This is a genomic window from Chryseobacterium sp. P1-3 (assembly GCF_000738495.1).
Lineage (GTDB): Bacteria > Bacteroidota > Bacteroidia > Flavobacteriales > Weeksellaceae > Chryseobacterium > Chryseobacterium gallinarum.
Genome location: NZ_JPEQ01000004.1, coordinates 474,344 through 493,818, shown reverse-complemented (window position 1 = coordinate 493,818; position 19,475 = coordinate 474,344). Strand labels below are relative to the sequence as shown.

19 protein-coding genes are annotated in these 19,475 nt (G+C 37.7%); 8 read left to right on the top strand and 11 right to left on the bottom strand.

Annotated features, from left to right (window positions below):
* The first annotated feature begins 4 nt into the window (after positions 1 to 4).
* On the top strand, positions 5 to 760 hold the full coding sequence (locus HX13_RS05045; RefSeq protein WP_050020160.1) for a hypothetical protein: 756 nt from the start codon (positions 5 to 7) through the stop codon (positions 758 to 760).
* On the opposite strand, the gene HX13_RS05040 is transcribed toward HX13_RS05045, so the two are convergent.
* Complete coding sequence (locus HX13_RS05040; protein ID WP_050020159.1) at positions 705 to 1,292, bottom strand: NAD(P)H-dependent oxidoreductase; 588 nt, start codon at positions 1,290 to 1,292, stop codon at positions 705 to 707. The genes HX13_RS05045 and HX13_RS05040 overlap by 56 nt on opposite strands.
* Before the next feature lie 91 nt (positions 1,293 to 1,383).
* Here HX13_RS05040 and HX13_RS05035 point away from each other — a divergent pair, with 91 nt between their 5' ends.
* Positions 1,384 to 1,764 carry a winged helix-turn-helix transcriptional regulator gene (locus HX13_RS05035; protein ID WP_050020157.1) on the top strand — a complete coding sequence of 127 codons (381 nt, stop codon included), beginning with the start codon at positions 1,384 to 1,386 and terminating at the stop codon, positions 1,762 to 1,764.
* Positions 1,765 to 1,831: 67 nt separating this feature from the next.
* Here the strand turns inward: HX13_RS05035 and HX13_RS05030 are convergent, their stop codons facing one another.
* The gene (locus HX13_RS05030; RefSeq protein WP_050020156.1) at positions 1,832 to 2,392 is read right to left on the bottom strand and encodes a DNA-3-methyladenine glycosylase I; all 561 of its coding nucleotides are present in this window, start codon (positions 2,390 to 2,392) and stop codon (positions 1,832 to 1,834) included.
* A gap of 341 nt (positions 2,393 to 2,733) precedes the next feature.
* Between HX13_RS05030 and HX13_RS05025 the strand changes: the two genes are divergently transcribed.
* Both HX13_RS05025 and HX13_RS05020 read left to right on the top strand, forming a co-directional pair.
* The gene (locus tag HX13_RS05025; RefSeq protein WP_050020154.1) at positions 2,734 to 3,111 is read left to right on the top strand and encodes a hypothetical protein; all 378 of its coding nucleotides are present in this window, start codon (positions 2,734 to 2,736) and stop codon (positions 3,109 to 3,111) included.
* A 52-nt stretch (positions 3,112 to 3,163) separates the two neighbouring features.
* Entirely contained in the window at positions 3,164 to 4,177 is a 1,014-nt protein-coding gene (locus HX13_RS05020; RefSeq protein ID WP_050020152.1) for a TQO small subunit DoxD, read from the top strand.
* A 99-nt stretch (positions 4,178 to 4,276) separates the two neighbouring features.
* Here the strand turns inward: HX13_RS05020 and HX13_RS05015 are convergent, their stop codons facing one another.
* The 7 genes from HX13_RS05015 to HX13_RS04985 all read right to left on the bottom strand — a co-directional run bounded on the left by HX13_RS05015 (position 4,277) and on the right by HX13_RS04985 (position 13,070).
* A complete protein-coding gene (locus tag HX13_RS05015; RefSeq protein ID WP_050020151.1) occupies positions 4,277 to 4,939 on the bottom strand; it encodes a hypothetical protein in 663 nt (220 codons plus the stop codon).
* 440 nt (positions 4,940 to 5,379) lie between these two features.
* Positions 5,380 to 6,957: a DHA2 family efflux MFS transporter permease subunit gene (locus tag HX13_RS05010; RefSeq protein WP_050020150.1), complete on the bottom strand. Its 1,578-nt coding sequence runs from the start codon at positions 6,955 to 6,957 to the stop codon at positions 5,380 to 5,382.
* 155 nt (positions 6,958 to 7,112) lie between these two features.
* Entirely contained in the window at positions 7,113 to 8,216 is a 1,104-nt protein-coding gene (locus HX13_RS05005) for an HlyD family secretion protein (RefSeq protein WP_050020149.1), read from the bottom strand.
* A gap of 16 nt (positions 8,217 to 8,232) precedes the next feature.
* On the bottom strand, positions 8,233 to 9,549 hold the full coding sequence (locus HX13_RS05000; RefSeq protein ID WP_050020148.1) for a TolC family protein: 1,317 nt from the start codon (positions 9,547 to 9,549) through the stop codon (positions 8,233 to 8,235).
* Positions 9,533 to 10,159 (bottom strand): TetR/AcrR family transcriptional regulator, encoded by a 627-nt coding sequence (locus HX13_RS04995; RefSeq protein WP_050020147.1) that lies wholly within the window; start codon positions 10,157 to 10,159, stop codon positions 9,533 to 9,535. The genes HX13_RS05000 and HX13_RS04995 overlap by 17 nt, the downstream gene beginning before the upstream one ends.
* Positions 10,160 to 10,396: 237 nt before the next feature.
* Positions 10,397 to 11,659 carry a tail fiber domain-containing protein gene (locus tag HX13_RS04990; RefSeq protein WP_050020146.1) on the bottom strand — a complete coding sequence of 421 codons (1,263 nt, stop codon included), beginning with the start codon at positions 11,657 to 11,659 and terminating at the stop codon, positions 10,397 to 10,399.
* Positions 11,660 to 11,951: 292 nt separating this feature from the next.
* Positions 11,952 to 13,070: an ATP-binding protein gene (locus HX13_RS04985; protein ID WP_050020145.1), complete on the bottom strand. Its 1,119-nt coding sequence runs from the start codon at positions 13,068 to 13,070 to the stop codon at positions 11,952 to 11,954.
* Positions 13,071 to 13,512: 442 nt separating this feature from the next.
* On the opposite strand from HX13_RS04985, the gene HX13_RS04980 reads away from it, so the two are divergent.
* The 3 genes from HX13_RS04980 to HX13_RS04970 are packed head-to-tail and all read left to right on the top strand — an operon-like array spanning position 13,513 to position 16,460.
* Positions 13,513 to 14,814, top strand: a complete 1,302-nt coding sequence (locus tag HX13_RS04980; RefSeq protein WP_050020144.1) for a hypothetical protein — start codon at positions 13,513 to 13,515, stop codon at positions 14,812 to 14,814.
* Position 14,815: 1 nt separating this feature from the next.
* Positions 14,816 to 15,406, top strand: a complete 591-nt coding sequence (gene lptC / locus HX13_RS04975) for an LPS export ABC transporter periplasmic protein LptC (protein ID WP_050020143.1) — start codon at positions 14,816 to 14,818, stop codon at positions 15,404 to 15,406.
* A gap of 10 nt (positions 15,407 to 15,416) precedes the next feature.
* Positions 15,417 to 16,460 (top strand): anhydro-N-acetylmuramic acid kinase, encoded by a 1,044-nt coding sequence (locus tag HX13_RS04970; protein ID WP_050020469.1) that lies wholly within the window; start codon positions 15,417 to 15,419, stop codon positions 16,458 to 16,460.
* A gap of 143 nt (positions 16,461 to 16,603) precedes the next feature.
* Here the strand turns inward: HX13_RS04970 and HX13_RS04965 are convergent, their stop codons facing one another.
* Complete coding sequence (locus HX13_RS04965; RefSeq protein ID WP_050020142.1) at positions 16,604 to 16,993, bottom strand: SRPBCC domain-containing protein; 390 nt, start codon at positions 16,991 to 16,993, stop codon at positions 16,604 to 16,606.
* Positions 16,994 to 17,220: 227 nt separating this feature from the next.
* Here HX13_RS04965 and HX13_RS04960 point away from each other — a divergent pair, with 227 nt between their 5' ends.
* A complete protein-coding gene (locus HX13_RS04960) occupies positions 17,221 to 17,640 on the top strand; it encodes an NUDIX hydrolase (RefSeq protein ID WP_238555041.1) in 420 nt (139 codons plus the stop codon).
* Positions 17,641 to 18,159: 519 nt separating this feature from the next.
* Here HX13_RS04960 and HX13_RS04955 read toward each other — a convergent pair.
* Positions 18,160 to 19,431 carry a UDP-N-acetylmuramoyl-tripeptide--D-alanyl-D-alanine ligase gene (locus HX13_RS04955; RefSeq protein ID WP_050020141.1) on the bottom strand — a complete coding sequence of 424 codons (1,272 nt, stop codon included), beginning with the start codon at positions 19,429 to 19,431 and terminating at the stop codon, positions 18,160 to 18,162.
* Positions 19,432 to 19,475 lie beyond the last annotated feature (44 nt).

Sequence of the window (19,475 nt, the reverse complement as noted above, 5' to 3'; positions counted from 1 at the left end):
AATTATGGGTGGGTTTATAGAATTATACAAGATTGATAAAGTTAAAATCAAAGAAAACCTGTATCCAAAAATTTCAGATACAAGTCTTCCTGATGTGTTTCTGGAGACCATTGATAAAAGGTTTGGAAGCTTTCGTGACTTTCTGAAGAGCGAACCTGAATTTTCTGCTATATCCTATGAAAGTATTCTGAAAAAACTTCAGCAAGAAAATTATACTTTAGAAAACGAAGAATTTACTGCTCTTTTTGATTGGTTTACCTGGTATTATCAAAATGATCATGAAGGAGATGAAGAAATATTTGCCCATCATGGATTCATCAGCATCTGGCATCTGACTACCCGCTATGAAGTTCCGCTTCTCTTTTCAGTTACAGCAATGGGAATTGAAGAATTTTATATTCCGCTTCTTGATCATGCTCAGGAACTGACAATTGACAGGATCTTAAGCAGTAATGATCTTCTGCTTATGGTTGATTACCTTATTCTTCTTTCCTTTAAAGTAGCTGTTTATATGGATTCTCCGGATGTAGAGCTAATGAGACAATCACTTGAAATCTCAAAGTTTGACACGTCTTTTAATCTTCATATCAGTACAGAAAAACATTTAAATACCTATCTTCAGGACCATGATTACATGTACCGTAATGAAATGACACATCTCCTTGAAGGAGGTTATGAATATATTCCCGGAATCATGATGAACATTAAAGAGAATCTTGGCAGTTATGAAGGGCCAATTTACCTTGACCAAAGCTACTAGTCGAAAGTGTATTCAAAAAATCAAGATACATAGGAACACTCTTTTCAATCCATTTATCCGAAGAGTGACGTTCTATCCCGTAATAAACAAATGGTTCTTTATATTCTGCCTTTATATAATCAAAGGTCAGCTCATAAGGCCTGAAAAGTTCCTTCATTGTATATTTATATTTTCCTGAAGCAGAATATCCTTCTTCATCAATTCCTGCAGTCACAGCCAAAGTCATTCTTTTTCCGGCCAGTTTATAGCCGCTGTTGCTTCCGTAAGCCCAGCCATGCAAAATAACTTCATCTAACCATTGTTTCAGAAGTGGCGGACTGCTGAACCAGTAAAATGGAAACTGGAACACAATCGTATCATGAGCTTCCATAAGTGTCTGTTCCTTCGCTACATCAATTTTACCATCAGGATAAGCTTCGTACAGCTGGTGAACGGTATATTTTTCAGGGTATTTTTTCAGTTCTTCAATCCATCTTTTGTTGATGACAGATTTTTCAATGTCAGGGTGTGTTACAATCACTAAAGTCTTCATTATATTTAAATTTCTACAGCAAAATTACGGTACATAACCTACATTTCGTACATTAGCAACCAATTGTATGGTACTATAAAAAATGTAAGTAATGACCAAAATAAAGGAAACCTCAACCAATTTTGCCAATAAAAAAGCTCTTGCAGACGAATGTCCGGAAGTTTATGCATCCAACATCATCGGTGGTCAGTGGGCGCTTGCCATCTGCTGTTATCTGATTAATGGGAAAATGAGATTCGGGGAGCTCAAAAAAAAGCTTCACAATATTACTGAGCGTATGCTTACCTTACAGCTCCGTAGGCTGGAAGCAGACAAAATTATTACCAGGACGGTTTTTGCTGAAGTACCTCCAAGAGTAGAATATGAGCTTACCGAAATCGGGTATAAACTGAGACCCATTATACAGGAATTTGAAAAATGGGGAAAAGAGCACAAAGAAATAACCCATAAAGAAGACCTGTCTAAAAGCTAAAACTATATGAAATGACAAGTGAGCCTGTTATTGTATGAGATTCCATTTATCATTCCATAAGTCTAAGTTATCTGTTGCTTATTATTTTCCACAAAGGTTTCTGAGCCAAAACTTTTGAGTGAATGGGGCAATTTTCAGCATGGGCACCTTCCAGATATCCGGTACTCATCAGGAATTCATTTACAATCTCCCCACCGGTAAATTTGAATGTTTTTTTGAAAATTTTCATCCATTCGGGTAAAGTTTTAGGGTGATGATACTCCAGCCATTTTTCAAATGACCCGAATTCTTTCTGAAGTTCAATAATAGTTTTCGCATTTTCAATTGCTGCATTCACTTTTAACTTATTCCTGATAATACCACTGTCATTCAGCAACCTTTCACGATCCTCTTCTGTGTACGCAGCAATCTTGTGAATATCGAAGTTATCATAGGCCTTCCTGAAACTCTCCTCTTTTTTCAAAACCGTTTCCCAGCTCAAACCTGCCTGGTTGATCTCCAGGATCAGTCTGCCAAATAATTCATTATCATCATGGATCGGGAATCCATAATAGTTATCGTGGTAATTTTTATGCAGCTCTTTTCTGCTTTCAGGCTTCATTGCTTCAATAGCTAAACAATAACTCATCTCAGTATGCTGTTTTAAAGTTTAAAATAATGGCATAAAGATAAGCCGGGATTGTGACAACTGTTAGTCAGTAGGGTTTATTTTTAAAGAAAGGAAGCGGGAGGCTGGAAGATGGGAGTTATATAGGCATGAAATTACCTATGAAAGTAAGAAAATTTTCCTCCTCTCGAAGGGGCGGCAAAAATTCAAAGAATTTTTGCCGCGGTGTTTTTCTATGGAAAAAATCACAGAGTATTCTCCGGAAATCTTTAAGCTCATTGATACCTGTTCCCACTGTTTATGTGTTGAGAATTTTTAAGATTTATTGAACTCAAATTAAAATAAAGTGTAGTTTTGTAATAATGCCAGGTACCAGTATCCATATCAGGACGTATAAAGCAATCATCACGATGCTTATATTGGCGTTTTCATTATCGCCATGCTCTTTAAAAAGAGATCTTCTTGATATTTTTGACATCCAGTACATCAGTGGCCTTAATAAAGTAAAAACCACCACAGGACTTTCCTTAACCTGTGATACTCCTACCACTTCCTCCACCGTAACTATTTCAAAAGCTAAAGCAAAATACAAATACAAAGGATCTCTTCCAGACCTTAATGCTACAGTAAAAAATATAGAGGAAGAAAATCTCAATTTCAATAAATACTCAGGCCGTTCTACCGGAAACAGCCCACCGAAATATATTTTATATAAAAGACTGAAGCTTAATCTGGTTTAATTTTTTTAAGCCAATTTAAAATCAGTTTTTTTACAATACAATATTAATTTCAATGAAACATACTACAAACAGCCGGTCTTATGATCTGGCAGGATTATATACTTTATCCCTCCGCATGGTAATCGGGTGGACCTATTTTTCAGCATTCTGGCGCAGACTTGTCCTTGAAAACAAACTTATCCCCGACGAAAAGGGATATATCGGAGAAAAATTCAATCACTTTTTGCCTAACGCTTTAGGAATAAAACCTGTTATTGAATATCTGGTAACCCATCCTGATGCTTTACAGCGGTCTATGATGATCTTTACCATAATTGAAGCCATTGTGGGATTGTTTATCATTTTAGGCTTCTTTACCCGGCTGATGAGTATAGGGATTTTCAGCCTGGCATTAGGAATTCTGCTTGGCTCCGGGTGGTTGGGAACCACTTGTCTGGATGAATGGCAAATAGGTGTTCTTGGGATTGCAGGAGGCTTTGTTTTATTCCTCACAGGAAGCGGGCCCTACTCTATGGATCATTATTTTATCAGAACCAACAGGAAATTTACTCAGAAAAAATGGTTTTGCTGGCTGGGCTCAGGGATTTTGCCTGTTCCTAATCTGAAACATTTTGTGCTGGCAGGTTCCCTTCTCATCTTTGCCCTTACTTTGTATACCAATCAATACTTTCATGGAGGCGTGTGGGGAACATTGCATAATAAATCTGTAAAACCTGAACTTGAGATTTCCAATATCTCACTTCACCATCCGGATTTGCAATTTCAGGTTTATAGAACTGAAGGAGCTGATGTATACGGATCTTTTGTGATAGGAATCCATATCCTGGATAAAGACGGAAATATTTTAAAAGAATGGGATTACCGGCAACTCTCAAAGTTTCCTGAAGGAAATATCCGTAATCAGTATGTTGCTAAAATAAAGCCGGGAAAATACAGTCTTGTTGTTCCACTTGGTGCCAGAGCAGATATCACAGTGAATATTGATGACATTCTTCAAAAAGATAAAATACATGCGATAAAACTGGTTGATATCAGTGGTGTTGAATGGACTGAAAACATCCAGTAAATTATCATTTTTAAGTGTTGGCTAAAGCCAATAACGGATTATAATAGAGTAATGGCGGGCTAAAGTCCGCCATTACTGAATTTTAAAATCAAGAATCTGTTATTTCCCGGATATGGTAGTTAAGTAACAGCAGGAGCTATCTGAATGAAGTTTCAATACTTTCATTTCAAGTAAAACATCCAGCCCCATAGTATCGCAAACACCTTGTACAAAAGGTTTTATGACCGGCCATTTTAACAGTCTGTCAATGTCAAGACTTTGAGCAATTTTGTGGTAGCGGTCTACTCCTTGTATCAACAATTCAACTTTGTGATCATTTAATTCTTTAAACTCGAAACTATATTCGGGACTGGATGTAAAAACTGCTCCTATTAATATTTTTGCTACCGCAGGAATACCGGGTTTGAGATGGGGTTTTGCGGCTAAGTTCCGTGAAGCCATTGTAGACCCCAGATTATACATGAAAGCACTCGAAAGTTTGTCAACCGCTTCACTGCCCATATTTTTTTCAACTTCTTTCAGCAATCCTCCATAGAATCCGCCTGTTATATCTGAGAGACGCTGAACCAGTTCTGTGAAAGTCCCAGGAAAAAAATCTGAAATGATCTGCTCCTTGTCCATTCCGGGAAGGTAAATATCATTTTTCCGGAAGTCTGATAAGGCAACAAACGTTTCTGGTAGTTTCCCTGCATTCATAGGAAAAGTTTCTATGCTGACAGAGCTCTGCCCAGGAGTATCATAACTGTTATGATTGGTTTTCATGATGTCGTTAGTTTATAGTTTTTAAAAGGAATACAGGGTTAATTTCCTAAGCTGTGACTTCCCTGCTATCCATTCATTATCTTGTAAAAAATAAATGTTTTTTATAATAAAACCTGCCAAGCATATGGTATAGGGTTGCAGACAGCAGATAATATTTTATCCGGTACAGAGGTAGATATTATCAATAATGTTATCAATTGGTATGCCTTAAAAAACGCCGTTGGAAAAACGCCGGTATTTACCTTTTGAAAAGGTATGCTGAAGGTGAGGGAATCTATTCATATTTTTGCATTTGGTACTGTAAATTTAAAAAAAATAAATAAATTCTCCAACAGGTGATATTGCTTTATTGAAAAATCTACAATTTATTAATGCAAAATAACACATCGTTAATATTGCAGCATAAAAAAACCTTCGAAAACTTCCGAAGGTTTTATAATTTAGTGCATGGCTTCACTCAAATCTATTTTTTCTTTACTTTTTCTTTCTTTAATAAACAAGATAAACGGAATGCATATTAAAAATATTACGCCGAGGTAAAGAAATACATCCATATACGACAATACTGTTGCCTGTTTGGTTACGGATAGATCCAGCATTTTATAAGCAGCGTTCATTGCTGCATCAGGGGTCATTCCCTTAGCTACAAAACTTGCTTTCAGTGCATTCAGTCTTTGCTGAACATCAAAACTGTTTTCGTCCAGGTGGGAAATTAAGTTATTCCTGTATTTCTGGCCGGCATTGGCAATAAAAGTAGTAATTGCTGCAATACCAAATGATCCGCCCAGCTGTCTCATCATTCCTGTAAAGGCTGCTCCCTGACCAATTTCCTGACCTTTCAGGGTACTCAATGACAAAGAGGTAATCGGAATGAACAATAACCCAAGGCCTGCCCCCCGTACGATCAACATCCAGAAGAAAGCATCTTTACTGGTGTCAGGGGTCAGAATTTTATACCCCCAGAAACTATAGATAAAGAAGATAAACAATCCCAAGGAAACTAAAATCTGCTGTTTGGCACCTTTTGTCAGCAATTTTCCGATAATAGGCATCATGAAAGCTGTCGTGAGGGCGGCAGGAATCATTAACGCTCCGGACTGAAGTGCCGTCCAGCCCAGGATACTCTGTGTATAAAGCGGAACGATGAATGTGGAACCATACAATCCAAACCCTAACACAAATGACATCACCGTTCCGATTCTTAAATTACCATTTTTCAATACCCTGAGCTCTACGATCGGATACTTGAAAGTAAGCTCCCTCCATAGGAATAATATAAATCCCAGCACAGCTGCTACGGTAAAGGCTACAATCATTCCGCTGGCAAACCAGTCTTCTTCATGGCCTCTTTCCAAAATGAACTGCAGTGATCCTACGGTCACAGCCAGTAAGGCAATCCCAATCCAGTCAACATCCGAAACTTTACGTTTTTCAGCATATTTCGGACTTCTTACAAATTGCAGTGTCATCAGAGTTGCTGCAATCCCGATAGGAATATTGATATAAAAAATATACGGCCAGCTATAGTTATCCACGATATATCCTCCAAGGGGTGGCCCTAACGTAGGCCCGATAATCACCCCCAAACCATAAATAGCCTGAGCCATACTTCTTTTTTCAATCGGATAAGACTCTGTAATAATCGTCTGCGAGGTAACCAATAAGGCTCCTCCACCGATTCCCTGCATCAATCTGAAGAATACCAGTTCCCAGATGTTGGTAGCATTTCCACATAAAAATGAAAATACGGTAAATATGATAATGGAGGCCGCAAAGTAATTTCTACGTCCGAATTGCTGGGAAAGCCAGCTCGTCATCGGTACAATAATTACGTTCCCAATGGCATAAGCGGTAATTACCCAGCCTACCTCGGAAAGAGTGGCCCCCAGGTTACCCTTCATTTCGTTAAGGGCAACGTTTACAATCGTGGAGTCCACAATTTCAAGCAAAGCACAAAGGATCGCCGTAATCGTAATGATTACCCTCCTGGCTCCATATTCTACTAATGATTCTTGCATAAGTTTTGTACGAGTGTTTGTATGAATGTAAAATGTACGATGTATTAATGATCTTAATAGACTTGGCTTTAGCTATTTTAAGCGAAGTTCTATTGATCAACCTTTCTGATTTTATTTCAAATCAGCTATTAATACACTACATAAGTACATGAAGACTATTTAAGCGAAACTTCTGCTTTCACATTCATTCCTGTTCTCAATCTTTTTGCAATATTCTTATCAAGGTTTACAAAATCAATTTTTACAGGAAGCCTCTGAACAACTTTTACAAAGTTACCACTCGCATTATCCGGAGGCAATATTGAAAATGTAGCTCCCGTTGCCGGAGAGAATGAGCTTACCACTCCTTCAAATTCTTTATCTGGGAAAGCATCAATTTCAATTTTCACTTTTTGTCCCTCCACCATTTTATCTACCTGGGTTTCTTTAAAATTGGCAACTACCCATTTCTGGTCATTTTTAACCAAAGCAAACAATTGGGCTCCTGCCTGCAGATACTGACCTGCCTGTGTTGGTACTTTTCCCACGTATCCATCCTCAGGAGCCAAGATTACAGTATATGACAAATTTAATCTGGCATTTTCCACATCCACCTCTCTTTGTTTGGCTACAGAATTGGCTACACTGATCTGTTGTGAACTAGCTGCAGTCTGAGAAGATGCAATAGTGGTCTGCTGAGCGATCTGGTTTCTTTGCTCAACCAACACCTGAAGCTGTTTATCTGCAGATTGTTTTGCCGCCAGAGCCTGCTCATATTGCTGCTCCGTTATAGAATGATCTTTTACAAGGTTGGCATATCTTTTCAGGTCCTGTGAAGTTTTCCATACGTTTACCTTTGCCGCTTCAATCTGGGCGTTAGCCGTTGCTACAGCTGCCTCTGAACTGTTGATATTTTTAGAAGTAGCAGTAGTGGTAGCTTCCGCAGTAGAAATATTGCTTCTGGCTGTAGTCAAAGCTGCCTGTGCCTGTTCAAGAGCCATCTTCTGGTCCCTGTTATCCAGAATTACCAGGGTATCGCCTTTTTTAACGAACTGGTTGTCTTTTACCTTTACTTCTGCCACATATCCGGATATTTTAGAAATTACCGGGGCCATATTCGAAGCAATCTGAGCGTCATCGGTTTCTTCATGGTACTGCCCGTAAGTATAGGCTCTGTAACCATAGATTCCTCCTCCGATTACTACAGCTGCTAAAATGATAGGAAAAACTAAGCTTTTTTTCTTTTTAGGTTCAGCTGCCTGTGTATTATTATTTTCCATGTTGATTTCGATCTGATTATTTAATTGTTAAAGTTCCTGTTGTCTGTAATAGTTTTCTGTACGCCAATGCAGCGTCTGCTTTTGCATTGATTACCCCGATATTGGCAGCAATCTGAGCTGCATCTGCATCCAATAACTCGGTCATCGTAGCAAGGCCGTTGTCGTATTTATTTTTGGTAATTCTGTAATTTTCATTAGCCTGTTCCGCAGATTTTTCAAAAACTGAAATTCTCTTTTTTGAATAATCATTATTCTGATATTCCCTGTTGACGTCAAGCTTAATATTATCATTCAGTAATTCATCCGTAGCCGCCAATTGTTTTTCTCTGGCCTGGGACTGCCTCAATGATGAATTTTCTTTCCAGATATTGGACAGGTTATAAGATATTCCGACTCCCACGTTCACAGCATTATATACGGTAAGAAATTTCGGAATGTCTGCTGCTACATATCCTCCTGTAAAGGCTATGGATGGTAGATTTTCAGCTTTTGCAGCCCTTGTTCCCAATTCTGCTGCTTTTCTTTGCTGGGCCAAAGCCTGTAAATCCTTGCGGTTTTCTCTGGCCTGATTTACGTAAAAATCTACGGGTTTGATATCTGCTCCTTCTTCAATATAATTCTGATCCACTTCTATTTCAGTTGTTTCAGGAAGTCCCAGCAGCAAATCCATATTGATATTGGCAATATTGTAGTTATTTCTTGCTTCCAACAGCTGAAGTTCAATATTTGAAGTCTGAAGGTTTGCTTTTAACCTGTCGTTTCTGGCAATTAATCCGTTGTTTTCCATTTTAAGGAAAGTTTCATCTCTTTTTTGGGAAGCAGCCAGGTTTTCTTCAAAAACCTTGATAGACTGGTTTGCTTTGAACAAATTGTTGTAAGCCTGAGCTACATTATAGGCAATTGCTGTTTTATCGTTTTCTGTACTAAGCTTTGCTGCCTCCACCAGGTATTTTGCAGACTGGATCCCATATTTAATCCGGCCGCCACTGTAAATAGGAACGCTTAAGTTGGCAGATCCGTAAAGGACCTGATGGATTTCAGGCCCTCCTGCTCCGCCTGAAACACCGGGTAATTTAATATCCACATTGGGTTTTATCGGAAGATACATATAGCTTCCGGAGACTTTCAATTCCGGCAACTGTCTGTTTTTAGCTTCCAAAAGATCAGCAGTAGCCTCTTCAATTTTGGCTGCATCGATCTTAAGATTCTTGCTGTTCTGGATTCCCAGCCGCACAGCTTCGTCAAGAGAAAGGATTCTTTTCTCCTGAGCATTTACATTGGCTATTCCTATGAATAGTGCCAATGCAATCACTGAGTTATTTATTCTCTTCATAACCTAAAAGGTCTTTTAGTAAATGTTTTATATGTTTATTAAGCTCTGTATAAAATTTTGCATCAAAAACCTCCTCATCTTCTGTATTATTCAGGAATTCCTTGTACATTTCTTTGGCATTGAACGCATAAAATAATGTTCCGCTTATTGTGGAATGCAGCAGATAAATAGGGGGATTCTTTGTAAAAACACCGCTTTTCAATCCACTCTCCAGTATCCGGGAGTACATGGAAAGGAATGACATTTTGGTTTCTTTCAAAAATGCTACGATCTGCGGGTTGTCAGTATGAAGCTGTTCCCGTTGCATAATCCTGTAAAAACATTTCTGGTTTCTTATTCTATTGGAAAACTGATCTATTATTTTTTCAATCTTCTGCCATTCGTTCAGATCTGTTCTTTCAACAATATCCCTTGAGAAAAACTGCCCTTCATTCATCCTGTATTCTACCAGCTTCTCATAAAGTTTTTCTTTTGACCCAAAATAGTAAGAGATCATAGAGATATTTACATTTGCCGCCCTGGAAATTTCCCTGGTGGAAGTCCCGTCAAAACCTTTTTCTGCAAAAAGTTTTTCAGCTGCAAATAATATATTTTCTTCTTTTGAAATCATATCACTTCTATTTTCAGGGCGCAAATTTACACAAGTTTTAAAGAAAATCAAACGATTGATTGATTTTTTAATATAGATTTAATATATTACTGACAGAAGACGTTTTCTATGAAAAAAATAAATATTGTTGACATCTTATTAAAGCTGTTAGAAAGTCAGCCGCAACGAGAAAACGAGACTTTAAATAAAAACTCCGGCGTTTGCCGGAGTCTTGCTTAGAAATTAAGATAAAAGGATTTAATTTGTAACAATCATTTTTTTAGAATCTACAACTTTACCATCTGCTATCAGGTTATAAATATAGGTTCCCGGAGTCAATATACGGGCAGAAACACTGATCTGCCTTTCCCCTTTTTTGACGGGAATAGTCTGAAGCTGTCTCCCTCCGAGATCGTATATGCCGATTTTAAGATCTGTACCCTCAGCATTAAACTTAATAACGGTCTCCTGGTTAAAAGGATTGGGAACATTTTGCTCTAATGAATATGGTACCGGAGTTTTTTCATTCAATGCCCGCGTCGCTTTTCCTTCTGAAAGAGTACTGATCTTCGCTTCCATGGCTTCCATTTTAGTTTTTAATTCATTAATTTCTTTTTTCTGATCTTTCAGTTCATTAAGTAATAATGGTATAAATTCAATGTAATTAAGCGCATAATTTCCTTCTTCATCTTTGCTGACAAGGTTAGGAAACTCCTTTTCCACTTCCTGTGCCATAAAACCAAAATGCAGTTTTTCAGTGTCTGTATTTCTGTAGGTATTTCCATTCTGATTTTTATTTTTTAAAGTGTATGAATACGAACTGATATTCAATAAGCCGGAAGGCCCTTCTTTTAAAGGTCTGATATTATCTTTTAACCTTTTATCAGAAGTGGTAACAAAGGCTTGCCCCCGAACAGTACCGTACACATCCAATGCAAAGGTAGAAGAGGCATCAGTACCTACTCCCAACCCGGCTATATAAATTCCATTGTTGCCTCCTGATATGGTACAAAAACCGCATCCTGAGCCATTACCTCCATTCAGGAAATTTAAATAGGCAACTCCTCTGATAGAATTGATAAGTGTCCCATTACCAAAAGAAGGACTTGAATACATAATCAGGTTGGATGATTTTAAGTTCCCGTCTTTATCATTATACATCATTCTGTCTTCATTCACTGTATTAGATAAAGAACGCAATCCGAAAACACCACCGTAGGTCAGCCAGTTGATCAATGACGGACTGGGAGTTGGAAGCAGATTAGTGGGATAGGTATAAATTTCCGTAATATTGGGGACGTTACTGCCAACTATGGCTTTATATCCGTGCGTTATTTTCAATGCAGAAACCGAAGAATTGCTATTGATATCCAGGCGTGAAGCCGGAGTTGCATTGGCTATTCCCACATTTCCGGAAGTAGTCGTCGGTATAGTGGTACCTGTCCATACATTCTGAGCAGAAACGGAAAAACCCACTCCTGATAAAAGAAGCAGACTTGCAAAAGTTTTGATTGTTTTCATACTATAGTTTTGTTTAATAATGTTGAATAATGACCCGGAAGTTTCATAGAAATCCTTCAGTCCTGTTTAAATATACTAAAGCCTCAAGGACAAAGAAATAACCAATCAATAAGTGTTAAGGTTCTGGCTGTAACTGTGATCATTTTAGAAATAAATGGAAACAGCTTATTGTAAAGGACAAATGTAAACTCAAAAGTTTCCGAAATGTATAGAAATCAGAAAGTCCGGTTGTTACCCGGACTTTTATGAATATTTTAAAATTCAGCAGATAGCTCCCTCCCTGGTGAAAATTTTATACGTTTTTATGAATGTATCTTGACAGCTTTATTCCGAGATCTGTCCAAACGATCTTAGGATTGCCATTCCGGGTTAAATGAAGGTCAGCAGTATTTATTTCCTCCAGGATACTTTCGATATTCGCTCCACTGATGAATTTTGAAAACCCCGTCCAGTTGAATCCATTGGCATTGATTTTTTTATACACCAAGCCTTCTGACTGGTAATTCTGAAGCAATGCCAGCCTGAAAATTTCAGAGCAATAATTTAAGAAATTTTTCTGTTTTTCCCTGTTCCATCCTGCAATTTCCCTGGCCCAGAAAATGATGCTTTTAAGGTATTCCGGTTTCTTTTTTACCATAAACGCGTCCCGGACCCATTGTACAAACAGCTGTTCAAACTCATTCGTTTTATCTCCTGAATTCAATAGTTTAACGGCATCATTAAGATTTCCCTGAGCTTCATGAACAATTTCCCGCACTTTTTCTCCGGAAACGGAGAAATTCTTTGTAAGGTAATTTTCGAGATCCTCATCTTTAATTCTCGGAACTTCAACTACCTGTGTTCTGGAAAGAATGGTGGGAAGAATATCATTGGTACTTTCTGCTGTCAGGAGAATGACTGTTTTTGCCGGAGGTTCTTCCAAAAATTTTAAAAATTTGTTGGAAGCTGCCACATTCATCTTATCAGCCCTCCAGACGATAAGGATTTTAGTTCCTCCTTCGAAACTTTTCAGGGAGAATTTTTGGTTCTGATCATCAATTTCATCTGCAGAAATAAAAAGCTGTTTATTTTCAGATTCCAGAAAGGCAGCCCAGTCATCATAACTTGCATATGGAGTTGCCAGAATCATTTCCCTGAATTCTTCAAATTTATTTTTGCTTAATGAGTTTTTATTATCTGTAAAAACAGGAAAGCTAAAATGCAGGTCCAGATGGTTAAGATGTTCCACCTTTGAGGCAGCATGCTCATTCTCCTGATTTAAAATTTCGCGTGCATAAGCTAATACAATAGGTAATGTTCCATATCCTTCTTTTCCTACGAAAAGCTGGGCATGGCTTACCCGGTTTTCAGCAATGCTGTCCCTGAGAAGTTTTTTAAGATAATCTTGTCCGGCGATATTCTCCCAATTCATGTCCCAAAGATAAAAAAACTGGAGAAGAAGAGACCATACAATGCTCAATTTTTGCTATAGAAAATCAATAGTGAATAAATTAATCAGGTTGGAAGCCGGGAGTTAAAAGATAGAAGTTATAAAAGCCATAAAGGATAACTATTCATCAGTTTATCTTATTCAAAGTAAGTTTAAACGTATTGCAGACTTTCAGTAATGATAAAGTAACTTTCTGCCCTCTTCATCCTGCTTCCAGCCTTTTATTCTCTTAAACGAGCCGGTTCGTCAGTTCACTGGCAAAGCTCTTGGACCATTCACAATTCCCTGAATAAAAATTCATGTTCATAATCGCCTAAACGTTCAAAATTTCCCATTATAACAAGCCTTAACAAACTTTAACCACATATAATTTTTACAATTCATTAATATTTAAGATATTTGCGCATTGTTTTAAAAATAAAGAATGAAAAAAATCTTTGTAGTATCATTCATATCAGTTGGATATTTTCTAAATGCACAGAGTCTAAGTAACTCTCCTTATGCGGCATACGGAATCGGGGATGTAAAATATGATAATACGATAGAAACTGCTTCCATGGGAGGTATCTCAACGGCTTTTATAAGTGATTTCACCAGTAGTTTCAACTTTGCAAACCCTGCAAATAATGCCAACTTTGAACTTACAAGCATCAGGCTGGAAGCTACCAATGAAAACAATTATTTCAAATCGAATTACAACGATATGAAATCTACAAAGCATTCTACTTATCTTTCTAATATTGCTTTGGCATTTCCTTTATCTTCAAAGGTTAAGATGGGGCTTTCCTATCAACCATACAGTTCCAAAAGTTATGATATAACAACCAATCAAACGGTAGATGGTAATGCTTACCAGAATGCGTTTAAAGGAAGCGGTACTCTGAATACGGCTCAGGTAGCAGTTTCCTACAAAATCAATCAGGAATTCTCAGTAGGGGCGAGAGCCAATTTATATTTTGGGGATTTATATGATCTTAATGAGTTCCGTGCTGCAAATGCAGAATTCATTAATGGTTATGAAACCAAAAACAGGGTTAGAAATTTTAATTTTACCCTGGGTACAAGCTATCAGACTTTAAATACCCGTACCGACAAAAAATTTACAATAGGTGCTACTGCAACCTTCGGGAACACCAGTAATATGACCACCGAATATACCAACAGCACATACAGGTATACTGATGCAGCCGGAACAAAAGCAAATGAAAGTATTATAGAGCAAAAAAGCGTAAGTTCTAAAAACCTTCTTCCGCTACAGGCATCTGTGGGGGTAGGATATGGAAGTGAAAACCATTGGTTCGTTTCAGGACAGCTTGATTATAAAAAAGGAGAAAGTATTACTTATTTCGGCCAGACCAGGGACTTCCAGGATACATACAGAATTTCTGCCGGAGGATGGTACCTGCCAAACTACAACAACTTCAGAAGCTACTTCTCAAGAGTAATCTACAGATATGGTGCTTTCTATGAAAGAGGTAACCTGGCAATCAATGGAAACGGACAACTTGATCCTAATGGAACCAGTATCAATAAATTCGGTATTTCTGCCGGTGTGATGCTGCCATTCAAAAACAGTAGTATTACGAGGATGAGCGGACTGGAAATTGGAGTGGAAGTTGGTAAAAGGGGAACTCTTAAAAACAACCTGATTAACCAGAATTTCATCAATCTGAAAATTGGCTTTAACTTTGCCGATAAGTGGTTCAGAAAAGCCCTTTACAACTAGAATGAAGTTCTTTAAAAAAATATCATATAAAAATATAGCATGCCTTTTTAGTTGTGCTATATTTTTTATATTGACATCCTGTGAAGAAGATCTTACCAAAGCCAAAGGAAACCAAAGTAAGAATTTCCCTTCACAAATCATTAACAATGCCAATATTGTACAACGGGATTCCGGTTTTGTAACATTAAAGGCCAAGGCTCCGATTATTGAAAAGTATGAGCTAATAGACAGTGCTTATACCGTAGCCAGAAAAGGAATCGATATTCAGTTTTTTGATAAGAAAAAGCCCAACGTCCCGGGAACCATTAAAGCTAAGTATGCTAAATTCTATGATTATAAAAAGTTTTACGAGGCAAAAGGGGATGTGAGGATTACCACAAATGAAGGACAAAAATTTGCCATGCAAAGTATTTACTGGGACCAGAGAAAAAACAGGATTTATACTAAAGATACGGTGTATGTAACGATGGAAGACGGTTCTACTCTGGTAGGTGCCAATGGAATGACTGCCAAGGATGACTTTTCTGAATATACCTTCTACAACAATTCCGGAGATTTCAGCTCAAAAAGAATTTCTGAAAATAAAAAATAAATCCCGATTTATGAAAACCCTGGCTATAGGATTGATGTCCGGAACGAGCTTAGACGGATTAGACATTTGCCTTGCTGAATTTGAAAAGCAAGAACAATGGACATTTCAGATCCTGAAAACAGAGACTATCCCCTACTCCGAAAGTTGGGAAAGCAAGCTCAGAAATGCCATTCATCTTTCTGCAGAAGAATTACTGGAGCTTCACTCAGAATATGGATTCTATCTTGGAAAACAGGTTTTACAGTTTATAGAAAAGTACCAGCTTGAAAACATCAGTCTGATTGCCTCACATGGCCATACCGTTTTTCATCAACCTCAAAGAAAATTCACCCTTCAGATCGGGGATGGCCGTGCCATCAAAATCACCACCGGATTACCTGTAGTTTATGACTTCAGGAGTCAGGATATACTGATGAATGGAAACGGGGCTCCGCTGGTTCCTATAGGGGATGAATTGCTTTTCCCCGAATATCATGCCTGTCTTAACTTAGGCGGCTTTTCAAATATATCTCTGACATGCAATGGCAAAAGAATAGCTTTTGATATTGTACCCGTCAATATTGTTTTAAATAAACTGGCCCAGCAGCTGGGTAAAAGCTTTGACGAACAAGGCGATCTTGCCCGGAAGGGAAAAGTGGACGAGGTTTTGTTAGCTAAGCTAAATTCACTGGATTTCTATGGGCAGCACCATCCAAAATCCCTGGGAATAGAATGGTGTAACCAGTATATTTTCCCCATACTTGAAAATATAGAAACCCAGAATTCACTGGCAACATTTACAGAACATATTGCCCAGCAAATTTCAACCGTGATCAACCGTTATAATATCAGGAATATTCTTTTTACCGGCGGAGGAGCTTACAATACTTTTTTAATTGAAAAAATAAAGGGTAAAACATCTGCGGAAGTTATTGTTCCAGTGAAAGAAATTATAGAACATAAAGAGGCTTTAGTTTTCGCCTTCATGGGCGTTTTAAGAATGAATAACGAAATCAATGTTCTTTCTTCGGCCACAGGAAGTATCGCAGATCATTGCTCGGGAATTATGCTGTAATTATTTTTCAACAATTCCGGGATCAGGCGCAAAGTTGAGAAATTCAGGAACAAATGAACAGCCGTTAAAACTACCATAGAGGCCACAAAGTGTGGTAACTCATAATCAAAAAAAACCTTCATTGCTGAAGGTTTTTTAATATATTATTTATAGGCTTCGATCTTATCTGTCAGGGTATTGATAAAGTTCTGTAATGGTTTTTCTACCATCATTTTAATGAATGGGTTGAATTTTCCTTCAAACAACATCTGAACTTCCGTCTGATTTTCACTGATAGGATTTAATGTAGCTGTCAATGAAAAATCCAAACTTGAACTTGCTGATTTTAATACTGCTTTCTGATCATCAACTTCATCTATTTTTAATGCAATTTCAGGCATTCCCTGTAATCCAAATTTAAATCCGTTATCTCTGGTTTCAAACTTTTGAAGACCATCCGGCATAAATTCTTTATAATTTTCAGGTGACTTCAGCAGCTCAACCAGTTCTTTCGATGATTTATTGACAATAATTTTTCGTCCTTCTAAATTCATTTTTTATTTTTGTATTTAAATTCTTAATTCTTACAAATGTATAAAGTTTTTGTCAACGAAAAAAAAATTATTACTATCTAAGCATCCTGAGGACCTTGAAAAGAAGCTTAGGTATGAAAGTTACATGACTTTAGAGATTGCATTGGATCTTTTAGAGAATACTTCGGTGAAGGAACTTAAACGTTTTCGGTGAGAATATTGATGAAATATGGCAGGAATTCCAGAAGATGTTCAGGATTATAGAAGCCGCAGGAGGAGTTGTCAATAATCCTGAAGGAAAAATCTTATTTATCAGGAGACTGGGCAAATGGGATCTTCCCAAAGGGAAAATGGAAAAAGGAGAATCGCGGGAAGAGTCTGCCGTAAGGGAAATTGAAGAAGAAACAGGACTAAAGGATGTAGAACTGGTACAGTTCATCAATACAACCTACCATATTTATATAGAAAGAAATGGTGAGAAAATCTTAAAATGCACACACTGGTTTGAAATGAACTTTAATGGTGAAGATACTTCAAAACCACAAATAGAAGAAGGCATTACTGAAGTTGCCTGGAAAACCATTCCACAAATTGAGAGCGAGGTTTTTCCAAGTACATTCCAGAATATTAAGCTTATTGTCAAAGAATTTTGGGATTCGGAGAAATAGTTTAGGCGGGGAGCTGGAAGAATGAAGATGGAAGTACTGTCCGACGGTTAAGTTCTGGCGGTCATTTAACGAAAAAATTCAAACACAAGTAACGGTAATTTTTTGGCGGGAGCTGGAAGAATGAAGATGGGAGTACTGTCCAGCGGTTAGCTCTGAGGGACATTTAATGAAAAAATTCAAGCACAGGGAACTCTGGTATTTTTTTGGCGGGGAGCTGGAAGAATGAAGATGGAAGTACTGTCCGCCGGTTAAGTTCTGGCGGTTATTTAACGAAAATTCTTAAGGTTGTTGTATGTATCAACAGGGATGCTCTTCATCCATCTTCAAGAATTCCAATCTTCAGCAAAATCTATAATTAAATCAAAAAAAGAAATCCAGCTATACTCCACTTCCATAACTTCCCTCTTCCAGCTTCCAGCTTCCTTTCTCCAAACAAAAACCGATAATTAAATTAGAAAGAAATCCAGCTATACTCTCAACTTCAATAACTTCCCTCTCCCAGCTTCCAGCTTCCTTTCTCTAAACAAACTCAATCACCTTCTCCAATGCTACTCCCCTGGATCCTTTTAGCAGGATATTATCGGATTGAATGGTATTCAGTTTTAAATATTCGGTTAAAGCCATAGTATCCTCAAAAGCAAGATCTGAATGATGAACAGCCTTAAAATGTTTTCCTACTGTAATGATTTCATCAAAACCCAGTTCCTGAGCCAGTTTTAGTATATCCTGATGTTCTTTTTCGCTTTCAGAGCCCAGTTCCAGCATATCACCGATAATAATGGTTTTACGGCCCTCAAAAGTGATAAAATTCTTTAAAGATGCAGCCATTGAACTCGGATTGGCGTTATACGTATCCAGCACCATTGTTTTTCCTTCTTTTTTCACTACCTGTGAACGCATGTTTGTTGGAACATACTGCTCTATGGCATGTTTTATTTTTTCAAAGCTGATATCGAAATACAGGCCGAGGCTTGCTGCAGCACAAAGGTTGGTAAAATTATATTCTCCCGTTAATTTTGATACGGCTCTGGTTCCCTGATACACCAACCCTACAAAATGTTCATCGGTAAAAGACTCAAAATTATAATCCGATCCTTCTTTCCCGAAAGTAATTACAGGCTGGTAGTTTGCGGTTTTCTCAACTTGAATAGGATCATTTTCATTAACGATAATCGTTTTATTGTTGTTTTTAAGGTAATCATACAATTCGGATTTACCTTTGATAACCCCTTCAAAACCACCAAATCCTTCCAGATGTGCCTTTCCGAAGTTTGTTATATACCCGAAATCAGGTCGTGACAGGGTACATAAAAATTCGATTTCCTTTTGATGATTGGCACCCATTTCTATTACGGCTATCTCATGCTCAGGCTTAACAGAAAGAATTGTTAAGGGAACTCCGATATGGTTATTTAAATTTCCGAAGGTATACTGAACATTAAACTTTTCTGAAAGCACAGCATGGATCAGTTCTTTTGTCGTTGTTTTCCCGTTACTTCCTGTCAGTCCGATGAAAGGAATCGTAAGCCGGTTTCTATGGTAAACTGCCAGTTGCTGTAAAAACTCAAGGGTAGAGCTTACACAGAAAATATTTTTATCCTTGTTTTCATATTCAGGCTGTTCGACAATTACTGCCAAAGCTCCGTCAATGATCGCCTTTTCTGCTAAAGTAGCGGCATTGAAATTTTCCCCCGAAAAGGCAAAGAAAATATCATTCTGTGCGATTTTTCTGCTATCGATAGTCACTTTATTGGCCTGTAAGAATAAAGGATAAAACTGTTCTATATTCATGTGGAAATATATATTATTAAGAGGTCTGATGCAATCGCTATACG

Coding starts and splice junctions, on each gene's coding strand:
- HX13_RS05045 (WP_050020160.1), top strand. CDS start 5: ATGGGTGGGTTTATAGAATTATACAAGATTGATAAAGTTAAAATCAAA.
- HX13_RS05040 (WP_050020159.1), bottom strand. CDS start 1,292: ATGAAGACTTTAGTGATTGTAACACACCCTGACATTGAAAAATCTGTC.
- HX13_RS05035 (WP_050020157.1), top strand. CDS start 1,384: ATGACCAAAATAAAGGAAACCTCAACCAATTTTGCCAATAAAAAAGCT.
- HX13_RS05030 (WP_050020156.1), bottom strand. CDS start 2,392: ATGAGTTATTGTTTAGCTATTGAAGCAATGAAGCCTGAAAGCAGAAAA.
- HX13_RS05025 (WP_050020154.1), top strand. CDS start 2,734: ATGCCAGGTACCAGTATCCATATCAGGACGTATAAAGCAATCATCACG.
- HX13_RS05020 (WP_050020152.1), top strand. CDS start 3,164: ATGAAACATACTACAAACAGCCGGTCTTATGATCTGGCAGGATTATAT.
- HX13_RS05015 (WP_050020151.1), bottom strand. CDS start 4,939: ATGAAAACCAATCATAACAGTTATGATACTCCTGGGCAGAGCTCTGTC.
- HX13_RS05010 (WP_050020150.1), bottom strand. CDS start 6,957: ATGCAAGAATCATTAGTAGAATATGGAGCCAGGAGGGTAATCATTACG.
- HX13_RS05005 (WP_050020149.1), bottom strand. CDS start 8,216: ATGGAAAATAATAATACACAGGCAGCTGAACCTAAAAAGAAAAAAAGC.
- HX13_RS05000 (WP_050020148.1), bottom strand. CDS start 9,549: ATGAAGAGAATAAATAACTCAGTGATTGCATTGGCACTATTCATAGGA.
- HX13_RS04995 (WP_050020147.1), bottom strand. CDS start 10,159: ATGATTTCAAAAGAAGAAAATATATTATTTGCAGCTGAAAAACTTTTT.
- HX13_RS04990 (WP_050020146.1), bottom strand. CDS start 11,659: ATGAAAACAATCAAAACTTTTGCAAGTCTGCTTCTTTTATCAGGAGTG.
- HX13_RS04985 (WP_050020145.1), bottom strand. CDS start 13,070: ATGAATTGGGAGAATATCGCCGGACAAGATTATCTTAAAAAACTTCTC.
- HX13_RS04980 (WP_050020144.1), top strand. CDS start 13,513: ATGAAAAAAATCTTTGTAGTATCATTCATATCAGTTGGATATTTTCTA.
- lptC (WP_050020143.1), top strand. CDS start 14,816: ATGAAGTTCTTTAAAAAAATATCATATAAAAATATAGCATGCCTTTTT.
- HX13_RS04970 (WP_050020469.1), top strand. CDS start 15,417: ATGAAAACCCTGGCTATAGGATTGATGTCCGGAACGAGCTTAGACGGA.
- HX13_RS04965 (WP_050020142.1), bottom strand. CDS start 16,993: ATGAATTTAGAAGGACGAAAAATTATTGTCAATAAATCATCGAAAGAA.
- HX13_RS04960 (WP_238555041.1), top strand. CDS start 17,221: ATGTTCAGGATTATAGAAGCCGCAGGAGGAGTTGTCAATAATCCTGAA.
- HX13_RS04955 (WP_050020141.1), bottom strand. CDS start 19,431: ATGAATATAGAACAGTTTTATCCTTTATTCTTACAGGCCAATAAAGTG.